A 20,884-nucleotide genomic window follows, 5' to 3' on the forward strand; every position below is an offset into this window, starting at 1 on the left:
CATATGCGATACTCACGGGTCGTCAATTCATGGAACGAGTGGGACCCGCTCCAGGAGATCGTGGTCGGCTCCGCCGACAACGCCTGCTTCGAGCCGACGGAGCCGGGCAGCCGCCCCGCGATACGCGACGCCCCCGACGTACCGTTCCCCACCGGCCCGAAGTCCCAGGAGGCCGTCGAACGGGCCAACGAGGAACTGGGCGGGCTGGCGGCCCTGCTGGAGTCCCAGGGGATCACGGTGCGCCGCCCCGAGCCGCATGACTTCTCCGCCCCGGTGCGCACCCCCGGCTTCGAGGTCGAGAACCAGTACTGCGCGGTCTGCCCGCGCGACGTGATGATCACCATGGGCAACGAGATCATCGAGGCCACCATGTCGCGCCGGGCCCGGTACTTCGAGTACCAGCCCTACCGCAAGCTGGTGTACGAGTACTGGAACGCCGACCCGCGCGTGGAGTGGACGACCGCGCCCAAGCCCTCGATGCGCGACGGGATGTACCGCGAGGAGTTCTGGGAGTGGCCGCTGGAGCAGCGGCACGAGCGGATGCACTCCTTCGAGTTCTGCGTGGGCCAGGACGAGGTGGTCTTCGACGCCGCCGACATGAGCCGGCTGGGGCGCGACATCCTGGTCCAGGAGTCGATGACCACCAACCGGGCGGGCATCCGCTGGCTGAAGCGGCATCTGGAGCCGCGCGGCTTCCGGGTCCATACGGTCCACTTCCCGCTGGACTTCTTCCCCTCGCACATCGACTGCACCTTTGTGCCGCTGCGCCCGGGCCTGGTCCTCACCAACCCCGAGCGTCCGCTGCGCGAAGGCGAGGAGAAGATGTTCCTCGCGAACGACTGGGAGCTGGTCGACGCCCCGCAACCCGTCCTGGGCAATGACGAGATGCCCCAATACTGCCAGTCCTCCAAGTGGCTTTCGATGAACGTGCTCAGCATCTCGCCGACCAAGGTCATCTGCGAGGAGCGGGAGAAGCCGCTCCAGGACCTGCTCGCCAAGCTCGACTTCGAGGTGTTCACCGTGCCGTTCCGCCATGTGTTCGAGTACGGGGGCTCCCTCCACTGCGCCACCTGGGATGTGCGCCGCGAGGGCACCCGCGAGAACTACTTCCCCGCCCTCCGGTACGAGCCCCTGGTCTGACCCACGGGCCGGCACACGAGGCGCGAGAAAACCGGGTGCCCCGCCCGTACCGGATTTCCTACACTCGCCACGAACCGCGCGCCGTCCACTACATCGCGGCGCGCTTCGTGACGAGTGAGGGGAGTCGGCCGTGCGTGTCCACACCGCTGACACCCCTGTCGTCGTTCTCCCGTCACGGTACGAGGTGATCCTGGTGTCTTCGGGCGCCCGGTGCCGGCTGCGCGGCCGGCTCCGGATGCCCGTGACGAACGCATGACGTCTCCCTGAGAGTTTCGCCCGGCCTGACCACAGGCCGTTTCGTCCGGGAATCGCGCCGCCCTCTTCTGGATCACCTGAAAGGCCTCGGGCCGTGCGTACCGACGTCAACCGTCACCGTCAGCTCGCCACTCCGTTCGCGAATCCGCTGGCCGGAGTCCGCAACCTGGGCATCCTCGCCCACGTGGACGCGGGCAAGACCACCCTCACCGAACGGATCCTGTACCTCACCGGGACCACCCACAAGCGGGGCGAGGTCCATGACGGCACCACCGTCACCGACTTCGACTCCCAGGAGCGCGACCGTGGCATCACCATCTTCGCGGCGGCGGTGAGCTGCGCCTGGGACGGCCACCGGATCAATCTGATCGACACCCCCGGCCATGTCGACTTCTCGGACGAGGTGGAGCGCTCGCTGCGGGTGCTCGACGGGGCGATCGCGGTGTTCGACGCCGTCGCGGGGGTCGAGCCGCAGAGCGAGTCGGTGTGGCGGCAGTGCGACCGGCACGGCGTACCGCGGATCGCCTTCGTCAACAAGCTGGACCGCGCCGGTGCCGACCTGGACACGGCGGTCGAGTCGATCCGTGAGCGGCTGCATCCGGCCCCGCTGGTGGTCCAGCTGCCGATCGGCACGGAGGACGGGTTCACCGGGGTGGTGGATCTGCTGCGGATGCGCGCGCTGGTGTGGCCGGACGGCCACGGCACGTACGAGGAGGGGCCGGTGCCGGAGAGCCTGCGGCAGGAGGCACGGCGGCGCCGCCGGCTGCTGGAGGAGGCGGTGGCGGAGCTCCACCCGGGCGCGCTGGAGGAGTTCTGCGCCGAGTCGGCGGTCTCCACCCCGACCCTGGCCTCCGCGCTGCGCGAGCTGACCCACGGCGGCGAGGGCGTGGTGGTGCTGTGCGGCTCGGCCTACCGCAACCGCGGCATCGAGCCGCTGCTGGATGCCGCCGTGGCGTATCTGCCCTCGCCGCTGGATGTGGCGGCGGTGCGCGGCACCCGGGGCGAGGCGGTGGAGGAGCGGGCCGCCGACCCCCGGGGGCCGTTCGCGGCGCTGGTGTTCAAGGTGACCTCGACCGCCACCGGGCGGCTGACGTATCTGCGGGTGTATGCGGGGACGATCGACAAGGGAGAGGCGGTGTTGGACGTGGGCGCGCGGCGCACCGAGCGGATCGGCCGCATTCTGCGGGTCCAGGCCGACCGGCACTCGGAGGTGGACCGGGCGGTGGCCGGGGACATCGTCGCGGTGGTCGGGCCGAAGGCCGCCCGCCCCGGGGCCACGCTGTGCGCGCCGTCGGCTCCGCTGCTGCTCGAACCGCCCACGGTCGCCGACCCGGTGGTCTCCGTGGCGGTCGAGGCCCGCGGGCGCGCCGACGCCGACCGGCTGGCCACGGCGTTGGCGCGGCTGGTGGAGGAGGATCCCTCGCTCGCGGTCAGGACCGACTCCGAGACCGGGCAGACGGTGCTGTCGGGGATGGGCGAGCTCCATCTGGAGGTGGCGGTGGAGAAGCTGCGCCGCGCCCAGGGACTGGACGTCGGCGTCGGGCGGCCGCGGGTGGCCTACCGGGAGACGGTCGTCCGCGGGGTGTCCGGGCTGGTGTACCGGCATGTCAAGCAGGACGGCGGCGCCGGTCAGTTCGCCCATGTCGTGCTCGACACGGAGCCGCTCGATGCCGCGCCGGACGCCGCACCGATCGCCGGGGGCACGGACTTCGTGTTCCGGTCGACCGTCGTCGGCGGGCGGGTGCCGCAGGAGTACGTCCGGGCGGTGGAGGCCGGCTGCCGGGACGCCCTGGCCGAGGGGCCGCTCGGCGGCCACCCGGTGACCGGCGTACGGGTCACCCTGACCGACGGGGCCACCCATCCGAAGGACTCCTCGGAGTTGGCGTTCCGTACGGCCGGGCGGCTCGCGCTCCGGGAGGCGCTGCGCGCCGGTGCGATGGTGCTGCTGGAACCGGTGGCCGAGGTCACGGCCACGGTGCCGGAGGAGGCCGTGGGCGCGGTGCTCGGCGATCTGGCGGCTCGGCGCGGCCGGGTCTCGGGCACGGTCGCGCGGGCGGGCACGGCGGTCGTCACGGCGACCGTGCCGCTGGCCGAGTTGTTCGGCTACGCGACCAGGCTGCGCAGCCGGACCCAGGGCCGGGGTACCTTCACCTCCCGGCCCGCGGGCTACGCCCCGGCGCCCGACGCGGCGACCGCCGGGACACCGCCCCGGTAGACCGGCGACGGCCCCGCCCCAGGCATGGGCGGGGCCGTCCCGCCCCGGGCCCGCGCCCCACCCGGCGCGCGGGCCCGGCCGGGCCCGTGACATCGGCTCCTCACACCGTTGCGGGCGATCGCTCGTCCCCCGCCGCCAGCCGGCCGTCCTCCCGGGCGATCCAGTACCGCCGCAGCACATCGAGCACCACGGACACCTCGCACGCGGTGATGCCGGGGAGGTTGGCCAGGTCGCTGGTGAGCAGCCTGGCCAGGCCCTCCTCGTCCTGGAACACCCCGTGGTGGATCACCGCGGAGGTGCCCGCGACCATCGACACATAGCGCGCCGACGGGTGCCGGGCCAGCGTGTCGGCCACCTCCTGGATGGCGCCGGGCGCGGCGTGTACGGCGACGACGACCTCCAGCGCATGGCCCAGGAACACCGGTTCGATCTCGACGCGCGGCCGCACCAGGCCACGCCGGAGCAGCGACTGGATCAGCCGGTAGGCGGTCGACTGGCTGACGCCCACCGCGCGGGCCACCTCGGCCGCACTGGCCCGCCCGTCGCGGCGGAGCAGCTCCACGGCGCGCAACTCGTCGGCGCTGAACTCCGCCGCGCCCACGGGCTCGTCACGTGGATCGGCCAGTGCCCGCAGGGCGCTCAGCTGGTCCGTATCGAGTCGGCGCAGCCGCCAGGAGTCGGACTTGGTCGCGGCCCGCAGCACCAGTTCGCTGTGCGCGGACCGCACTCCCGGCACCGAGGGGATGGTCGCCATCAGCAGCTCCCGGGCCCGGCTCCGCCGGGCCGCGTGGAGCGAGCAGTAGACGTCGGAGCGTCCCGTGGTGGTGGCCACGAATGGGACTTCGGGCAGCTCGGAGAGGTGGCGGGCGACCTCCCGGGCCTGCCCCGGGGCGGTGGCCACCCAGACGTGCAGGGGGTGGCCCTCGGCCAGCACCGGCCACTCCACCTGCCCGATCACCCGCAGCAGGCGCTCGTCCTCCAGCCGGGCCAGCCGGCGCCCGACGGTGCTGGCCGAGGCGCCGAGCACCTCGGCCAGCGCGCTCAGCGGCGCCCGCGGCGCCACCTGCAAGGCGGCCACCAGGTCGAGGTCGGCGTCGTCCAGCCGTGGAGTCTCCCGCATGGAGTGCATTGTACTGCTGCTCGAATGTATCGCGTCATTGATGCGTCGAGTGTGAATGATTCATGCGTAACAAGCCTTTTACTTGCCTCATTCCGTCATCGCCTCTCTAATGGACGATCACGCAGCGCCCCTGATGTAAGGAAGTGCCGACGGTGAGCCCCAACGACGCCACGACCACACCCGAGCACGGCCCACGCCGGCCGCCCCCGCAACCCACCGACGACACCTCAGCGGCGCTGTCCCGGCTGCTCCGGCTGCTCGGGGCGGTCGAGCGGGCGGGCAACAAACTGCCCCACCCGTTCTGGCTGTTCGGGATCCTCAGCGCCCTGCTCGCCCTCGTCAGCTGGGGGCTGGCCGCCGCGGACGTATCGGCGCCCGACCCGGCCGGCGGCAAGGACGTGGTGGTGCGCAGCCTGCTGTCGGTCGACGGCGTGCGATCGATGATCACCGACGCGGTGACCAACTACGCCACCTTCCCGCCCCTGGGCACGATCCTCGTCGTCATGCTGGGCGTGGCGGTCGCCGACCGGTCGGGGCTGCTCACCGCGATGCTGCGGGCCGGGGTCGGCAAGGTCCCGGCCCGGTGGATGACCTTCGCGGTGGCCTTCACCGCCATGGTCTCCCACATCGCCTCCGACGCCGCCTACGTCGTGCTGGTGCCGCTGGGCGGGCTGGCCTTCCGGGCCGTTGGGCGGAGCCCGGTCCTGGGGATCGTGGTGGCGTACGTCGGGGTGTCCGCCGGCTATGACGCGAGCCCGCTGATCACCCCGATGGACGCCGTGCTCTCCGGGCTGACCACGGCCGCCGCGCACACCGTGGACGCCGGCTACACCGTCACCCCGCTGTCCAACTACTTCTTCTCCCTGGGCTCCTCGGTGGTGCTCGCCGCCGTCATCACCTTCGTCACCGAGAAGGTGCTGACCAAGCGGGTGGCGGCGCTGCCGCCCGAGGCGGAGGAGGCCCAGGACGACCGCGATCCCGGCGGGCTTGGCGAGCTGGAGCTGCGCCCCGAGGAGCGCCGCGGGCTGCGCCGCGCGGGTATCACCCTGCTGGTCTTCCTCGGGGTGATCGTGGTGGCCATGATCCCGTCGGGCTCCCCGCTGCGGGGCGAGGGCGGATCCATCGTCGAGTCGCCCGTACTGTCCGGCATCGCGGTGGTGCTGGGGGTGCTGTTCGCCCTGCTCGGCGCGGTGTACGGGCGCGCGGTCGGCACGGTGCGAAACGGCCGGGACATCCCGGACTTCATGGCGCAGGGCATGCGTGAGATGGCCCCGATCCTGGTGCTGTTCTTCGCCATCTCCCAGTTCCTCGCCTACTTCAAGTGGACCGGCGTCGGCCAGGTGCTCGCCGTGCGCGGCGCCGATCTGCTCAAGGACCTGGGGGTGACCGGCCCCGTGGCCTTCCTGGGCATCCTGGTCGTCTGCACGGTCATCAACCTCGTCATGACCAGCGGATCCGCCATGTGGGCGCTGGTCGCCCCGGTGTTCGTGCCCATGCTGATGCTGCTGGACGTGCCGCCGGAGGCGACCCAGGCCCTCTACCGCATCGCCGACTCCTGCACCAATGCGATCACCCCGATGAGCGCGTACTTCATCATGGCCCTCGGCTTCCTCCAGCGGTACCGGCGCTCCGCGGGCATCGGCACCCTCGCCTCCCTCACCCTGCCGCTGTCCGTGGCCATGCTGGTGGCCTGGACGTTGTTCTTCTACGCCTGGTGGGCGCTGGGCATCCCGCTCGGCCCCGGAGCCCCGGTCCGCTGAACCCCGACCGCGCTTTCCCGCACCCCCGTACCCCCACTCCCCGGAAGGAATCCCCCTCCATGGCGCTCTCCGACCTCACCGAACTCGCCCAGCGGGTACTGCCCGAGATGACCGACGATCTGCGGACGGTGGTGGAGCTGGAGACACCGAGCGACGACAAGGCTCTGCTGGACGCCGGGCTCGCCGCGATCCGCTCCTGGCTGATCGAGCGGCTCGGCGAGCCCGACGAGGCGGAGCGCCACGACGGCGGCGAACACGGCGACGTACTGGCCGTCACCTACCGCGGCACGGCGCCCGGCACCGTACTGCTGCTCTGCCACTACGACACGGTGTGGCCGGCCGGAACGCTGGCCGAGTGGCCGTTCGAGGTGACGGACGGCCGGGCCACCGGGCCCGGAGTCTTCGACATGAAGACCGGGCTCGTCCAGGCCGTGTGGGCGCTGCGGCTGCTGCGCGAGCTGGAGCTGCCCCACCCCTCCGTGCGCCTGCTGCTCAACGGCGACGAGGAGATCGGCAGCCCGGCCTCCCGCCCGCACATCGAGCGGCTGAGCGAGGACGTGCTGGCCACGTTCGTCTTCGAGGCCGCGCAGGGCGGGGCGCTCAAGACCGTACGCAAGGGCGTCGGGCTCTTCGAGGTGACCGCGCACGGCGTCGAGTCACACGCGGGCCTCGATCCGTACGCCGGGGCGAGCGCGATCCACGCCCTGGCCGAGGTCGTCCCGGCGATCGTGGCGCTCGGCTCGCGTGCCCACGGGACCAGCGTGAACGTGGGGGTGATCAGCGGCGGCACGGGACGTAACGTGGTCGCCGCGCAGGCGCGGTGCGGGATCGACGTCCGGATCGCCGAGCCGGCGGAGATGGCCCGGATCGACGCCGCGCTGAGCGACCTCGCGCCCTCGGACCCGCGGGTGCGGCTGACCGTCGGCGGCGGGTGGAACCGGCCGCCTATGGTTGCCCACGCCGCGTCGGTGGCACTGTTCGAGCGGGCCCGCGCCGTCGCGGCCGAACAGGGCTGGGATCTGCGCGGGACCGCGGTCGGCGGGGCGAGCGACGGCAACTTCGTCTCCGCCCTGGGCCGACCGGTGCTCGACGGACTGGGGGCCGTGGGCTCCGGCGCCCACGCACGGCACGAGCACACCCTGCTCGACCACCTCCCCGTCCGCACCGCGCTCACGGTCGGACTGCTGCACGCCCTGGCGGCGGACGGGGGGTGAGACGAGGCCCGGCGTCAGGTCCGGCAGGTGACCTTCATCTGGGCGGCGGCGTGATGGGCCAGGTTCCAGCCGGCCGACCAGTCGTCACCGCGGTCGAGCAGCTTGATGCCGATCTTGCCCTGCTTCACCGCGAAGCTGCCCGCGTTCACCCACTGGCCGCGGTGGCCGGCCTGGTTGACGGTGAAGGCGTCGTACTTCGTGGTCCGGTCGAAGGGGTCGGTGAGGACGTGGTACGTGGTGGGGTGGCCGGCGACATCGCGGTCGTTGGGGCCCTTGGGGACGTACACCGACAGCTGGCAGCTCTTGGCCGAGGTGCCCGGCTCCCACCACCACATCACACGGCTGTTGGCGTCCTTGGCCGGGTCGCCGGACATCGGCACGGAGGCGAACACGCCGTTGCAGCCGTGGCCCACATAGCCGCCACCGCCGAGGGAGTACCAGCCGCCGTCGCCATCGGTGAAGCGGTTCTGCTCGTAGTAGCCGCCCCGCGGCGGGGTCGGGCAGCTCGGCCCGGCGTAGTCGGTGTAGATCACCTTGCTGCCGGCCGACTTGGGCGCCCCGCCCCCGCCGCCGCTCGTGGCCGGGGCGTCGGCGCCACCGCCCCCGGACCCGCCGGAACCGTCGCCCCCAGACGAGGGCGGCGCCCCCGCGTCGCCGCCACCACCACCACCGCCACTACTGCCGCTTCCGCCGCCGCTGCCAGTGCCAGTGCCACTGCCACCGCCGGAGCCACCGCCGGAGGCGGCCCCGCCCGGGGCGCCCTTGCCCACGGTGGAGGGTGCCGAGCCGCCGTCCTCGGCCGCGCCGCCCGGCTTCGGGGAGGAGGAGGTGCCCTTGGCCCGGTCCTCGGCGGTGTGCCGCGCGGCCACGGTCTCGGCGGTGTGCTCATCCTCTTCGAAGTTCAACTGGGACACGCCCGTGGAGACCAGCACCACGGCGCCGACCGCGAGACCGGCGGTCACCGGCAACCCGACCACCGTGGTCCACACCCGGCGGCCCGGCGCCAGACCGCGCAGCGGCACCCGGCTCCGCCGCGCGAAGGTGTCCGCGAACCCGCGCTGCGCCGTCCGATCCCTGCCCTGCGTCTTGCCCTGTTCCTCGCGGCTCGGCTCGGACACCGCGGCCTCCTTCTGAGAGCTGTTGTCCGTCGATCGGGGTGCTGCGGTCACCGCGGTGGCTCCGGCAGCTCGGGCACATCGAGTTCGGAGAGCGTCATCAGCTCGCTCTCCGAGGGCGTTTCGATCTCTGACACCCGATACGCCTGACGCTCCGTCATGACCTGGAACACCTGCCGGGCGGAGCGGCCGTTGCCGAACCGGCCGTCCCTGGGCAGGAGTTCGAAGTAGCCGGTGAGGGAGGCGCGGGCGGCGTCGGTCAGATCGTACTGGTGCGAGGCGGCGTGCCGCTCCACGATGCGCAGCAGTTCCTCGGTGTCGTAGTCCTCGAACATCAGCGTGCGGTTGAACCGGGAGGAGAGGCCGGGGTTGGAGTCGATGAAGCGCTCCATCTCGTTCGGATAGCCCGCCACGATGACCACCACCGAGTCCCGGTGGTCCTCCATCAGCTTGACCAGGGTGGCGATGGCCTCCTGCGCGAAGTCGTTGCCTCCCCCGCCCTGGGCCGGGGCCAGGGAGTACGCCTCGTCGATGAACAGCACCCCGCCCATGGCCTCCTGGAACACCCGCTGGGTCTTGGGTCCGGTATGGCCGACGTACTCGCCCACCAGGGAGGAGCGGTCGGCCTCCACCAGATGGCCGCGCTCCAGCAGCCCCACGGCGGCCAGGATCCGGCCGTACAGCCGGGCGACGGTGGTCTTGCCGGTGCCCGGGTTGCCCGCGAACACCAGATGGCGGCTCAGCGGCGGGGCCGCGAGCCCGGCGCTTTCCCGGCGCTGGACCGTACGCATCAGCTTGACCAGCGACGCGACGTCCTGCTTGACCCTGGCCAGACCGACCAACCGGTCGAGTTCACCGAGCAGTTCCTCCAGGGTCTCCTCGGACGCGGGAGACGCCTCCGGCGCGGAGGTCCCGTCGGCCGCGGAGGACTGACCGGCCCCGGGTGTCGCCGGCTTCGGCTTTGGTGTGTTTTCGGCGGTCTCCGGCGCGGGCCACCGTGCGGACTTCACCCGGATCGAGACGCAGTCCACCACCTCCGGCCGGGCCTCGGGGCCGGCGCTCAGATCCTCGGCGGCGTCCCGGACCCGGATCCGGCGCAGCGCGGGCGCGGCCCGGTCGGCCAGGTGCACCGCCGGAAAGCCGGGCCGGACGATATCCAGGTCCTCGAAGACCCCGGCGCCGCCCGCGTCCAGGATCAGACCGTTCTTGCCGGGCCCGACGATCCGTACGCCGGTCACCCGCGGCGCGGCCTCGCCCGCCACGACCAGTCCGGAGCCGGTCGCCTCGCGGATCTCGGTGTCGGTGACCCGCGCGGTGGCGCCCGTGGTGAACACCAGGCCCGCGGTGCCCGGCCGCAGGATCCGGCCGCCGGACACCTCGGCGTCGCCGGGGCCCAGGGTGATTCCGGCCCGTTCGGCGTCGGTCACCTCGCAGTCGGTGAGCCGCAGCGGGCCGCCCGCCCCGGCCGTGACGCCGCTCAGACAGCGGAACACGGCGAGCCCGGACGCCTCGGCGCGAGCGGCGCCCGTCAAATCCAGGCCCGACATGCCGCAGTCGGTGAGACGGGCGTCGATCAGGGTGACGGTGGCCTCGTCGACGGCGTGCACCCCGTGTTCGGGGGTGGAGCCCGCCCGCACCCGGGTGAGCGAGGCCGTTGTCCGCTCGCCGAGGTGGACCGCGCTGTAGCGGCAGCCGGTCAGCTCGCCGTCGGTGAGGTCGACGGCCGCGGTGCCGGTGGCCAGCAGCCCGTTGGCGGCCGAGTCCCGTACGGTCAGCTCGCGCGCGGTCAGCCGGGCGGAGCCCTGCGCGACCAGCGCCGTGGCCCCGGTGCGTACGACCGTGACGGCGGCCAGCCGCACCCGGGCGCCGTCGCCCGCCGCCACGCCGGAGCCCGCGCAGTCGCGCAGCACGGATGCGGTGACCTGAAGCTGCGCGGGGCCGGTGACGCCGATCGCGTCGGCCGCCGGGCCGGTCAGCTCGCAGCCGCGCAGTACGACGCCGCCGGTGGCGTCGTCGACGTCATCGGTGTCCGTGGCGGCGGCATCAGGGGCCTTGGGCAGCGGTGAGCTGCCCAGCGCGCGGACCGCCTCACCTCCGGTGTCCCGGATCCGGCAGTCCGTCAGCAGGGCGGCGGCCCGGTCCTCGCTGAGCAGCCCGCTGCGGCCCGGACGGTCGACCAGACAGCCGCGCAGCACCGCCCGGGCGTCCTCGCGCACCCGTACGCCCGAGCCGGCCGCGGCCCGTATCTCGGTGCCCACCAGCTTCACGCGGGTGGCGCCGCCGACCACCAGTCCCGTGCCGTCGACGTCCGCCAGCAGACAGCCGGTGAGCCGCACGGCGCCGGTGGTGCGCAGCAGCACCCCGGCCAGCGCGGCACCGGCCAGCACGGCGCCGGCCATGCGCAGCGCCGCGTCGCCGCGCACCTCCAGCCGCCCGTGCCGCACCCCGCCGCCCGTCCAGTCGGTGGCGCCGCCCGCCAGCAGGGCGGCGGGCTGGTCCGCGGCGGCGCCGCGCACGGTCACCCCGCGCAGCGTCAACCGGGCGCCGGGCAGCACCTCCAGGGCGGGCCGGCCGGGGGCGGGCGCAACGAGCGTCACGGCGGCGCCCGGGCGCGGGCCGTCGGCCACGGGCGTGTCGTCGCCGTCCGGGTCCGCCGCGGCGAGCGTCACGTGTCCGGCGACGCGCAAGGTCTCCTCGTAACGGCCGGGGGCGATACGGATCTCGTCGCCGTCCGCCGCGTCCCGCAGCGCCGCGGCGAGCGTCCGGTAGGGCCGGTGCCCGTGCTCCGAGACCAGGCGCACCGGGGCGTCGAGGCCGAGGGACGTCATGCGCTACCTCCGAACGGGCCGGGCGGCCGGGGTGCGCCGCCGCCCTGGTGCTTGAGCCGGTCCAGGTTCCTCTGGGCCTCCTGCGCCCTGGCATGGGCCTGTGCCTCGTCGGCGATGGCGGATTCGAGCTCGCTCAGACCGGAACTGCCCCCGGCCGCCGGGCCGCCGCGCGCCCTGACCACCTCCAGCCACTCGGACGCTCTCCCGAGAAGCGTGGTGGCGTCTACGACGGCCTGCTCCGCGGCGGCCAGTACGGCCGGGTCCACGGGCGGCGGGAGCTGCGGGAGTCGCGGAGCGGGCGGGGCGGGCTGCGCGGAAGCTCGGGAGGCCCGCGCCTTGCCCTTGCCTTTCTCCTTCCCCTTGCCCGTGGGTGCGGCGTCGGTGGAGCCGTCCTGGGCGGTGCGGGGGCGCTTGCTCGGCCCGGGTGCGTCGACGGACCCCGGGGCCTCCGGGCCGCGCGGGCGTTTGCCCTTCGAGGTGGGCGCGTTCCCGCCGTCCTGCCCGCCCCCGGGGCCGCGCCTGCCGCCCCCGCGCTTCGGGGGTGGCTGGTCGGGGACGTGCACCGACCATCCGCTGCCGTCGTAGCTGGAGTTCCAGGTGAGCTCGAGCGTCGGTCGGCGGTTTCTGGCCGTGACCCCGATGGCCTGGACCGTGAAAGTGGTTCCGTCCCCGCCGGTGACCCGGATGTCCCTGCCGAGCGCCGTCGCGTACTGGGTGAGCAGGGCGTCCCGGGCCGGGTCGTGGGGAAGGGCGCCGTCCGTGCCGCGGAACGTCTGGAAGTTGGTCTTCGATGGGTGCAGCCTGCCGTCCACCAGCCGTGGGAAGAATTTCTCGACGTCGACGCCGGCGGCGTTGATCTGCTCCACCATCCGGCCGAGCTCGTTGGCGCGGCCCTGGCGCACGTCTTTGAAGACGTTCTCGACCAGGTTGGTCATCATCCGGAGCGGGTGCAACGAGGAGTCCCCGGAGGCAATGGCCGCCTGCTCAAGGGCGTGGAAGAAGGTGCCGGGGGCCGTGGGGAGCTGTCCGCGCGCCAGGTGTTCACGGTGGAAGTAGGACAGGTGGCGGGCGAGATAGCCCTCGTCGTGGCTCAGCGCGAGGGACTGCGCGGCGAGCCGCATCTGCTCGGGGTCGATGCCCGCGAACAGCCGCGGGCCGCCGCCGGGCACCCGGGCGGACACCGCGAGACCCACCCGGTTCTTGCCCACTGTGCCCAGGCTGTCGTCCAGCGCCGCCGACAGGTCGGCGGCGAGCCGTGAGCTCGGCAGTTCGCCGGGCGGGTGGTGGACCGGCCACAGGGGGTCGTTCCACTTGCCTTCCCTGATGGTCTGTTTGAAGGAGTCGCGCAGCGGCTTCAGCTCGATGCCCTCGCGGGCGGCCTGGCTGTTCTGGCCCGCGCCGAGCGCGTCGCGGCTGAACAGCCGGTCGAGAGGGTTCTTGAGACCTGCGTGGTCCTGCGGCAGTTTGCCGTCCTTGTACCAGGTCGTCATCAGCCGGGACAGGTCGGTCTCGGTGGACGCCTCCTGGAACTTGGTCAGATACGACACGCCCCGGTGCGGGAGGGTGTTGTTCTTGGCGTGCACCTCGCGCAGGGTGCGCAACTCGTCAAGCGTCCTCGCCCCGTTGGCCGGCGAGGGGGTGTGCAGCGACTGGTCCAGCTCCCAGGCGTTCAGCCGGTTGAGCCGTTCGCTCAGCTCGCCGAACTCGGCACCGCCGAGACCGAACCTCACCCGGATCAGGTCGTCGGTGAGCAGGGTCGCGGCAGCGTCCACGAAGAGGTTGGGTTCGGGGGCGTACGGCAGCTGCGGGTGGAGGCCGGTGAGCCGGTCGCGGATCCGCATGTCCTGTTCGATCCGCCGGACGAATTCCAGCCGCATGTCCTCCAGCGGCGGCCTGGGGTTCTTCCGCTCCTTCAGCGTCAAGCCCTCGAGCCTGGCCTGGGTCTCGTCGACCAGCCGGTCGGCGCTGCCGACGGGCGGTGGCTCGGGCGCCCGGTAGCCGCCCGCCATCATCAGCGGCCGCACCGGGGTGCCCACCTCGTATCCGTCCTCCATGACCTTCAGCGCGCCCTCCCAGTACTGGAAGACGTGCTCGCCGCCGGGGACCAGATGGGGGTAGTTGTCGAAGTCCATGATCGAGTGATACGGGTGCAGATTGTCGGCCATCATCGAGCGCACCATGTGGCGGGTGGCCTGGCTGTCGAGCGTGAGGTTGCGCGCGGTGCCGTAGGTGAAGTGGCCGGCCGGGTACGGGCCGAGCGGGGTGGCCACCAGGGCCAGCGGATGCCGGAAGGTGGTCCGGCCGAGGGCGTTCGCGATGGCCTGGCGGATCGCGGGCAGCTGGGCGTGGGAGCCGTTGACCCCGATCACCACGCCGATCCGGCCGTCGAAGCCGTCGAGTTGGTGGATGAGGGCGTTCAGGAAGCCCTGAAGGCCGTCACCGAGCTGGTCGAACCGGACGATCGCGGCGACCACGAAGCCGAGCTCGCGCGGCTGGGTCTCGATGGCGCGGACCCAGCTCATGTAATCCGCGCCCGTCACGCCCGCGTGGCCGCCGTTCGTCAGCCGCAGGAAGGCGTCGTTCACCATGGTGTGCGGCGAGGCCCCGCCCGGGGCGGTGCCGGGCGGGGGCCAGATGTGGGAGCCGCCGGTCGGGGCGGTGACGGCCTGGCCGGCCGGGGGCGGGTCCACGTCCATCACGCTCGGCTCGGGGGTCTGGTCCGGCGCGGTGCCGTGTGGCGTGCCTGTGTCCGTGGTGTCGGTGATGTCGTCCATGACATCGTCCATGGCGTCGTCAGCGTCGTGCACGGTCTGGGTCTCCGGGGACGGCGGCGGCGTGTCGCCCATGGAGATGTCGGACGGGGAGGGCGAGTGCCGGGAGCCGCCCGGCAGTCCGCCCCGCTCGCGGAACATCTGGGCGGTGATGGCCCGCATCTGCCGGTGCGTGCTGTGCGCGTCGATGCCCAGCCCGTCCAGCCGGGACTCGGCCGCGTCGACACGCGCGCGGACCGCGCCCAGTTCGTCCAGCGCGCCGAGCTGGGCGGCGGACGGCCCGCGTGAGCCGCCCTGCCCCGGCGGGGGCGTGACCAGCTCCACCTGCCGCTCGGCGGTGGCCAGATCGGACAGGGCGCGCTCGTACGACGCCCACGCGTTGAGCCGCGCGGCGGCCTCGGAGCCGCTGGTGCCGCCCATGATGAGCTGGTGGCCCTCGCGGATGCGCTGGTTGATCGCCGCCATGGGGGACAGCCCTCCCAACCGGCCCTTGCCCGGGGACGGCGGGGCGTACGGCGGCGGCATATCGGCCGCCGCCGCCTCCCGGTACGGCGGGGGCGGCTGCACCACCGTCTCACCCGTCTTGGGGAGCCCGGTGTGCGGCGCGGTCTCGGGCGGGCGGCCGGGGTGCGCGACGAGGTCGAGCGCGTCCCCCGCCGCCTTGGCGCCCCCACTCCCGGCGGCGTCGAGCGGGCCCCGCGCGGACACTCCGCCCGCCGGCGGCGCCGATCGCACGCTGAGGCCGCCCGCCGCGGACACCGACGCCCCTGGTGGCGGTGGCGCGGCGCGCTCGCCGCGCAGCAGATCCATGGCCAGGTCATGTGCGGCGGCGGCGGACAGCGGCTCCGGGGCGCGGACGCCGCCACCAGGCGGCACGGAGGCGGCCCCGGCATCCGCACCGGTGGGCCCGCCGCGCCCAAGGGCGCCCGGCGGTGGGCCCGCCGCGCCCGCGGACGCGGGCGTGCCCGGCGCCGCGTGGCCGCCCGGGTCGGCATGGGCCGCCGGAGCCGGGCCATGCGCTCCGGCACCCGGCGCGGGGCTGCCGACGACACCCGCGGTCGGGGGCTCGGCCGAAGCGCGGGCGACACCGCCCTGCGGCGCCGCGGCCACTGCCGTACCAGGGGGCGCCGAGCCCGCTCCTACGTAAGCCGGGCCACCCGGCGCCGCGCCTGGGCCGTGCGCCCCCGCGCCCACCGGCGCGGCGTGCCCGCCCGCGACCGCCGGGGCACCCGGCGCGTGGCCGCCGACAACGCCCGGCGGCGGTGCGGCCACGACACCCGCAGGTGGGGAAACAGCCGCCGCGCCGGCGGGCACCGGGGCGGTGCCGGCGACCGTGTGGGCGTCGACGGTGCGGGGGGCCGCGTCGCCGATGCGCAGGGTGATGCCGTCGCCGCGGATGGCGGTGACGGCGACATCCCCGTGGGCGAGGGCGTTCAGCTCGGGAAAGGTCAGATCGTTCAGCGCCTCGGCGTGTCCCACCGCGCCGCGGGCCATGGTGACCCCGTCGGACACCCCGCCGGCCGAGGCGACGCCGGGGACGGACCCCTGCTCGGTGTGGGACACCGGGGACGGGGTGTGCGCGTCGCGCAGCAGGTCGATGGCGGTGTTGCCGGGCAGCAGAAGGTTGTTGTCCAGCCGCACCTGGCCGGCGGCGAAGTCCATCTGATGAAGCGTCTGGAGGGCCTGGCCGCCGGGGGTCGCGTGGGAGGCCGGGACGACCAGGCCGCCCGGGCTGGTGGTCATCCCGTGCGGCAGCGGCGCGGCGGGCAGGCTGTGGGACGCGCCGCCGAGCCCCTGTGGCGTCAGGGCGCCCAGGTTGACGGTGGGCAGTTCGGTCAGTGGGGTCAGCGGTACGGCTCCCAGGGTGCCCGTACCGAGGCCGCCGAGGTGGAGGCCGCCCCCCGGCAGAAACGCGCCGGGGGGCCGGATGAGACCGGTGGGCACCAGGGCGCCAGGGCCGGTCTGCACCGGGGGAATGCCGCGCAGGGCCGCGTCCGTACGTCCCGCGTTGGCCAGCAGGGCGTGCAACTCGGGCTGGGCGATGCCGAGGACGCGCTCGCCGAAGGCGAGCCGGGCGGCGCCACCGATGCCGAGGACGCTCAGTTCGGCGAAGTTCAGCGGGAGGAGCGTGGCGGCGCCGAGCCGTCCGAGCCGCTGCAGGTTCGCCAGCGAATAGGCGCCGGCCTTGGCCCAGCCGCCGGTCGCGGAGGCGGTGACGCGCGCCCAGTCGCTGCCGATCGCTCCGATCGCGCTGTTCCAGCCGCCGCGCAGGGCGTTGCCGAAGCCCTTGCCCAGCCCGATGACGTCGATTTTGACCAGCGGGGCGAGATGGGCACCGATCACCATCGGGGCCACGACGATCTTGGGCAGGCCGGTGAGCGAGGAGAAGTGGCTGATCTGGCCGAAAAGGCCGCGGCCCGCGCCGGTCACCCCGCTGATGGCGCCTTTGAGGCCGTTGCCGAGGCCCTTGATGATGGCGCCGACGTTGATGGCCTTGGTGGTGGGGAAGAGCACACCGAGGAAGGCCAGGCCGAGTTCGAGCCCGCTGGCCTTGCCCTGGCTGAAGTCCACGATGGTCTTGATGAGCAGGACGGCGTTCATGCCCCAGGCCAGGATGCCGAGGATGCCGCCGGTGAAGACCGCGATCACCGAGATGATGATCGTCAGCCACTGGAACGCCTCCCAGAACAGGTCGCAGTCGCTGACCGGCTGCACCATCATCGCGCCCGCGTCGTGGAGCTGGCGGCGCAGCTCGCCCGCGGCGGTGGAGACGTCGGAGCGGGCGTCCTCGGCGCGCTGGGTGAGCTGCTGCCGCTGCGGGTCGTCCTCGGCCAGCCCCTGGGCGGCGGAGAGCGCCTGGTCCGCCTCGCCCTGAGCGGTCTCGACGGCGGTCGCGTAGGCGCGGATGGCGGTTTCGGCCTTGCGGAAGGACTCCTCGACATGCCCGACGAAGTTGTACAGATGGCTGTCCACCATCTCGCGCAGTCGGTCGGCGGTGACGCCGATGAACCGCTGTCCGTCGCCGGCGGTGTTCTGGAGTTCGCGCAGCCCGTTGTTGATGACCCCGGCGGAGGTCGCCAGGTCGCGCATGGTGTCGGCGATGGTGTTCAGCATGGCGGGGTCGCCCGGGACCGGGTCACCGCCGAGACCGAGCGCGCTCCAGTCGCCGGGACGGGTCGGCACGCTGCTCCTCCCCCCTGACGGTCAGCTGCGGTACCGGCGCCTCATCGGTGGACGCCTACACTTGCGTAACGCGCCGACGGGCGAAAGTGGTTCATCGGAATGAACGGTACGTCAGACGGCGTAAATTCCTGAACACGACCACACTTTCGGGCCGTTGGTCAGGGTGGAGCAGTGAGCCCGTAGCGAGCCAACCCAGGGGGGACCGTGCCGGACATCGTTGTCGATTACGAGCTGCTCAACCAGGTGGCGCTGAAGGCCAGCAGCCTCAAGGAGCAGGTCAAGCAGGCCCGGGAGAGCAAGCAGAACTACACCACCGAGCAGGTGGGGGCGGGTGGCGTCTCCTACGCCATCCAGGCGTACTACGAGGTCTGGAAGGGCTCGTTCAAGCGCTCCGAGGAGAAGCTGGAGAAGCTTCACAACCTGTACGAGGGCGTCGCGCGGGGCTGGGCGGACTGGGACTTCCGGCTGGCCGGGGAGGCCAGCAAGCAGGAGGCGTCGCTGGCCGCGGATCTCTACCGCACGCAGAAGGAGATCTGGGACGACTGGCAGGAAGCGGTCGCCAAGGGGTACGTCGATCCGAACGACCCGCACGCACCGAAGCCCCCGGGCGAGCGCGAGAGCCAGTGGACGACCACCGACGGCCATGGCAACACCACCACCACGACCTACGAGTACGGCCCGGACGGCAAGCCCACCAAGATCACCACGACGATCACCACCAGCAGCGGGCTCACCTCCACCGACACCACCAACTACCACCCCGACGGTACCTACGACTCGACCGCCACCGACGTCTACGGCAACGTCACCGCCACGACGGGCACCTCGCAGACGACCGAATCGGGGGACCACCGCAACACCACGGACACCTTCAGCAGCACCACCAAGACCCCGGACGGCAAGCAGTCCACCACCACCGGTACCACCACCTCGGACTACAACACCTCCACCGGTCACCGGGACTCCACCACGACCTACACCACCACAGGGCCCGGCGACGACGGCAACGAACAGACCGTGCACGGCACGACGACGTCCTCGGTCGATGTGAACGGCCACGAAGTGATCGAGACGATCGAGGTCCACGAGGACGGCAGCGGCACCCGGACGGTGGAGACGGACGGCCGCAAGGAGGAGTGGACCAGCGACCACGCGGACCAGAACACCGGCTGGGCCCCGAAAGAAGACGACTAGACAAGGCAGGAACCACACCATGCCCGCAGGCAACATCAACCTCGACTACGCCGAGATCATGCGCGTGTCCGGAATCATGAACCAGGCCGTCAACGACATCAACCCGCATCTGCTGTCCACCAAGACCTCGGTGGAGGGGCTCTTGGACAACGGCCTGTTCATGCAGCAGAGCAGCCCGGCGATGAAGGCCGCCTACGAGAAGCTCACGGCCTCCCTGCAACAGGCGGTGGAGAGCATCAACAGCTTCGCCACCCAGTTCACCAAGATCAAGGAGTCCGTCGAGCAGATGGACAAGGACATCGCCGCCAGCACCAACAACGGGTAACGGGCTCCCGGCTCTGAGGGGCCAGGTTTTCAGCCTCAATGGTTGGGGGCCGCCGTTACCAGCACCAGCCAACAATGCATTGTGGGAGGTGACCGAAGTTGGCTACGTTCCGTGTAGGCGAGAAGACCCACCAAGCTGTGCTTCACCAGCGGCTTGCTCTGGAACTCGACCCAGCAGACAACCCCGGGGACAGGGACGAAACGGGGGCCGAGCGCCGTGAGGCAACCGGCGCGGAACATGTGCGAGGTGAGATCCCCGCCGCTCCACCTGGTGGCGGGGGCGTCACCCCCAACCAACCGGTTGGGGAGGAGCCGCGTGAGCGGCACCCCTTTGTGTTCGTGCTCGACAAGCACGGCCAGCCGTTACAGCCCTGCACACCCGCCAGGGCCCGCAAGCTCCTCAAGAAGGGACGCGCCGTTGTCCACCGGCACACCCCGTTCACCATCCGTCTCAAGGACCGCACCCTCGCCGAATCCGAGGTCGACGGGGTAGAACTGGGTATCGACCCCGGCAGCAAACACACCGGTATCGCCACCTTCACCGCCCAAGCGGGAGAACGCAGGGGACGGTACGCAGTCCAGCTCAACCATCGGGGCACGGTCATCCGGAAGAGGATAGGGCAGCGTGCCGCCTACCGGCGCCGTCGTCGCACCTCGAATCTGCGCTACCGCGCCCCGCGCTTCAACAACCGCACCAGACCCAGAGGCTGGCTCGCCCCGTCCCTCCAGCACCGCGTCGCCACCACCGTCTCATGGGTGAGGCGCCTCTCGCGCTGGGCACCGGTCCGCGCTGTGCATGTGGAACGGGTCGCGTTCGACACCCACGCCATCAGCACGGGCAGACCACTGGAAGGAGCCGAGTACCAGCACGGCACCCTCCACGGCACTGAGATCCGCGAATACCTCCTGGCCAAGTTCGGCCGGACCTGCGCCTACTACGGCATCACCGGAGTACCGCTCAACATCGACCATGTCCACCCCCGCAGCCGGGGCGGCAGCGACCGCATCTCCAACCTGGTGACCGCCTGCATCCCCTGCAACGAAACCAAATCGAACCGCCCCGTCGAGGAATTCGTACGCGACAAGACCAAGCTCGCCAAAATCTTGGGCCAGGCCAAAGCCCCGCTGCGGGATGCGGCAGCCGTACAGTCCACCCGCTGGGCACTGTGGCGCGCCCTCGACCAGATGCTGCCCACCCACGTCGCCTCCGGCGGTCGCACGAAATGGAACCGCACCCGCTGCCGACTCCCGAAATCCCACACCCTCGACGCCCTCAACGTCGGCAAACTCGAGACGGTCACCGAAACCATCACCACCGTCCTGGTCGCCGGCTGCTCTGGGCGCGGTCAGCACCAGCGCACAGCCCCGACCGCCACGGCTTCCCCCGCCGCACCAGCCCCCGCGTCAAAACCGTCCACGGCTACGCCACCGGTGACCTCGTGACCGCTTCCGTGCCACAGGGCAAGTACGCCGGCACCCACACCGGCCGCGTCATGGTCCGCACCACCGGCAAATTCGACATCCGCACCCCCCATGGCCTCGCCGCAGGAATCCGACACACCAACATCCGCCTCCTCCAACGAGGCGACGGCTACACCTACACCCACCAACCAGAACCCACCCGCGCATAAGCGCACGCCAGAGCAATCCAAAGAGGCGATTCCTCCCCTACGTGAAGGCATGGGGTCCCTCGCAAGATCACGCTGACCCGGCCCCCACCGAGCTCCCGCTTCACTGGCGAGCGGGGGCCCGGGTCGGTCAGGCC

12 protein-coding genes are annotated in these 20,884 nt (G+C 72.4%); 8 read left to right on the plus strand and 4 right to left on the minus strand.

All coding sequences use genetic code 11. The annotated features are described in order from the left end of the window. Window positions 1–3 precede the first annotated feature (3 nt). Window positions 4–1,140: a glycine amidinotransferase gene (locus PV419_RS43730; RefSeq protein ID WP_319698645.1), complete on the plus strand. Its 1,137-nt coding sequence runs from the start codon at window positions 4–6 to the stop codon at window positions 1,138–1,140. Window positions 1,141–1,489: 349 nt separating this feature from the next. Beyond that, entirely contained in the window at window positions 1,490–3,610 is a 2,121-nt protein-coding gene (gene fusA / locus PV419_RS43735) for an elongation factor G (RefSeq protein ID WP_415925512.1), read from the plus strand. A 100-nt stretch (window positions 3,611–3,710) separates the two neighbouring features. Here fusA and PV419_RS43740 read toward each other — a convergent pair whose 3' ends face one another. Beyond that, entirely contained in the window at window positions 3,711–4,730 is a 1,020-nt protein-coding gene (locus tag PV419_RS43740) for an Lrp/AsnC family transcriptional regulator (protein ID WP_319698647.1), read from the minus strand. Between the two features lie 152 nt (window positions 4,731–4,882). Here PV419_RS43740 and PV419_RS43745 point away from each other — a divergent pair, with 152 nt between their 5' ends. Together PV419_RS43745 and PV419_RS43750 are read left to right on the plus strand one after the other, a co-directional pair. Beyond that, window positions 4,883–6,490, plus strand: coding sequence for an AbgT family transporter (locus tag PV419_RS43745; protein ID WP_319698649.1), 1,608 nt, complete (start codon window positions 4,883–4,885; stop codon window positions 6,488–6,490). Window positions 6,491–6,549: 59 nt separating this feature from the next. After that, the gene (locus PV419_RS43750; protein WP_319698651.1) at window positions 6,550–7,704 is read left to right on the plus strand and encodes a M20 family metallopeptidase; all 1,155 of its coding nucleotides are present in this window, start codon (window positions 6,550–6,552) and stop codon (window positions 7,702–7,704) included. Window positions 7,705–7,718: 14 nt separating this feature from the next. Here PV419_RS43750 and PV419_RS43755 read toward each other — a convergent pair whose 3' ends face one another. Genes PV419_RS43755 through PV419_RS43765 form a run of 3 tightly spaced genes read right to left on the minus strand, consistent with a single transcriptional unit; the run spans window position 7,719 to window position 17,601 of the window. Continuing rightward, the gene (locus PV419_RS43755) at window positions 7,719–8,822 is read right to left on the minus strand and encodes a hypothetical protein (protein WP_319698652.1); all 1,104 of its coding nucleotides are present in this window, start codon (window positions 8,820–8,822) and stop codon (window positions 7,719–7,721) included. Window positions 8,823–8,869: 47 nt separating this feature from the next. Next, a complete protein-coding gene (locus tag PV419_RS43760; RefSeq protein ID WP_319698653.1) occupies window positions 8,870–11,647 on the minus strand; it encodes a right-handed parallel beta-helix repeat-containing protein in 2,778 nt (925 codons plus the stop codon). Next, window positions 11,644–17,601, minus strand: coding sequence for a putative T7SS-secreted protein (locus PV419_RS43765; RefSeq protein ID WP_319698655.1), 5,958 nt, complete (start codon window positions 17,599–17,601; stop codon window positions 11,644–11,646). Before PV419_RS43765 ends, PV419_RS43760 begins: the two co-directional genes overlap by 4 nt. 204 nt (window positions 17,602–17,805) lie before the next feature. Between PV419_RS43765 and PV419_RS43770 the strand changes: the two genes are divergently transcribed. From PV419_RS43770 to PV419_RS43785, 4 genes are all read left to right on the plus strand, one after another. Beyond that, window positions 17,806–18,795: a hypothetical protein gene (locus tag PV419_RS43770; protein ID WP_319698657.1), complete on the plus strand. Its 990-nt coding sequence runs from the start codon at window positions 17,806–17,808 to the stop codon at window positions 18,793–18,795. 19 nt (window positions 18,796–18,814) lie between these two features. Next, complete coding sequence (locus tag PV419_RS43775) at window positions 18,815–19,120, plus strand: hypothetical protein (protein WP_319698659.1); 306 nt, start codon at window positions 18,815–18,817, stop codon at window positions 19,118–19,120. A gap of 338 nt (window positions 19,121–19,458) precedes the next feature. Next, entirely contained in the window at window positions 19,459–20,562 is a 1,104-nt protein-coding gene (gene iscB, locus PV419_RS43780; RefSeq protein WP_319698661.1) for an RNA-guided endonuclease IscB, read from the plus strand. Further along, window positions 20,559–20,750, plus strand: a complete 192-nt coding sequence (locus PV419_RS43785; protein WP_319698663.1) for a hypothetical protein — start codon at window positions 20,559–20,561, stop codon at window positions 20,748–20,750. The genes iscB and PV419_RS43785 overlap by 4 nt, the downstream gene beginning before the upstream one ends. Window positions 20,751–20,884 lie beyond the last annotated feature (134 nt).

It is taken from the genome of Streptomyces sp. ME19-01-6 (assembly GCF_033793745.1).
In the GTDB taxonomy this organism is placed as follows: Bacteria; Actinomycetota; Actinomycetes; order Streptomycetales; family Streptomycetaceae; genus Streptomyces.

Bases quoted from the DNA above. Each gene is read 5' to 3' on its own strand.
- PV419_RS43730 (WP_319698645.1), top strand. From the start codon at position 4: ATGCGATACTCACGGGTCGTCAATTCATGGAACGAGTGGGACCCGCTC.
- PV419_RS43740 (WP_319698647.1), bottom strand. From the start codon at position 4,730: ATGCGGGAGACTCCACGGCTGGACGACGCCGACCTCGACCTGGTGGCC.
- PV419_RS43750 (WP_319698651.1), top strand. From the start codon at position 6,550: ATGGCGCTCTCCGACCTCACCGAACTCGCCCAGCGGGTACTGCCCGAG.
- PV419_RS43760 (WP_319698653.1), bottom strand. From the start codon at position 11,647: ATGACGTCCCTCGGCCTCGACGCCCCGGTGCGCCTGGTCTCGGAGCAC.
- PV419_RS43775 (WP_319698659.1), top strand. From the start codon at position 18,815: ATGCCCGCAGGCAACATCAACCTCGACTACGCCGAGATCATGCGCGTG.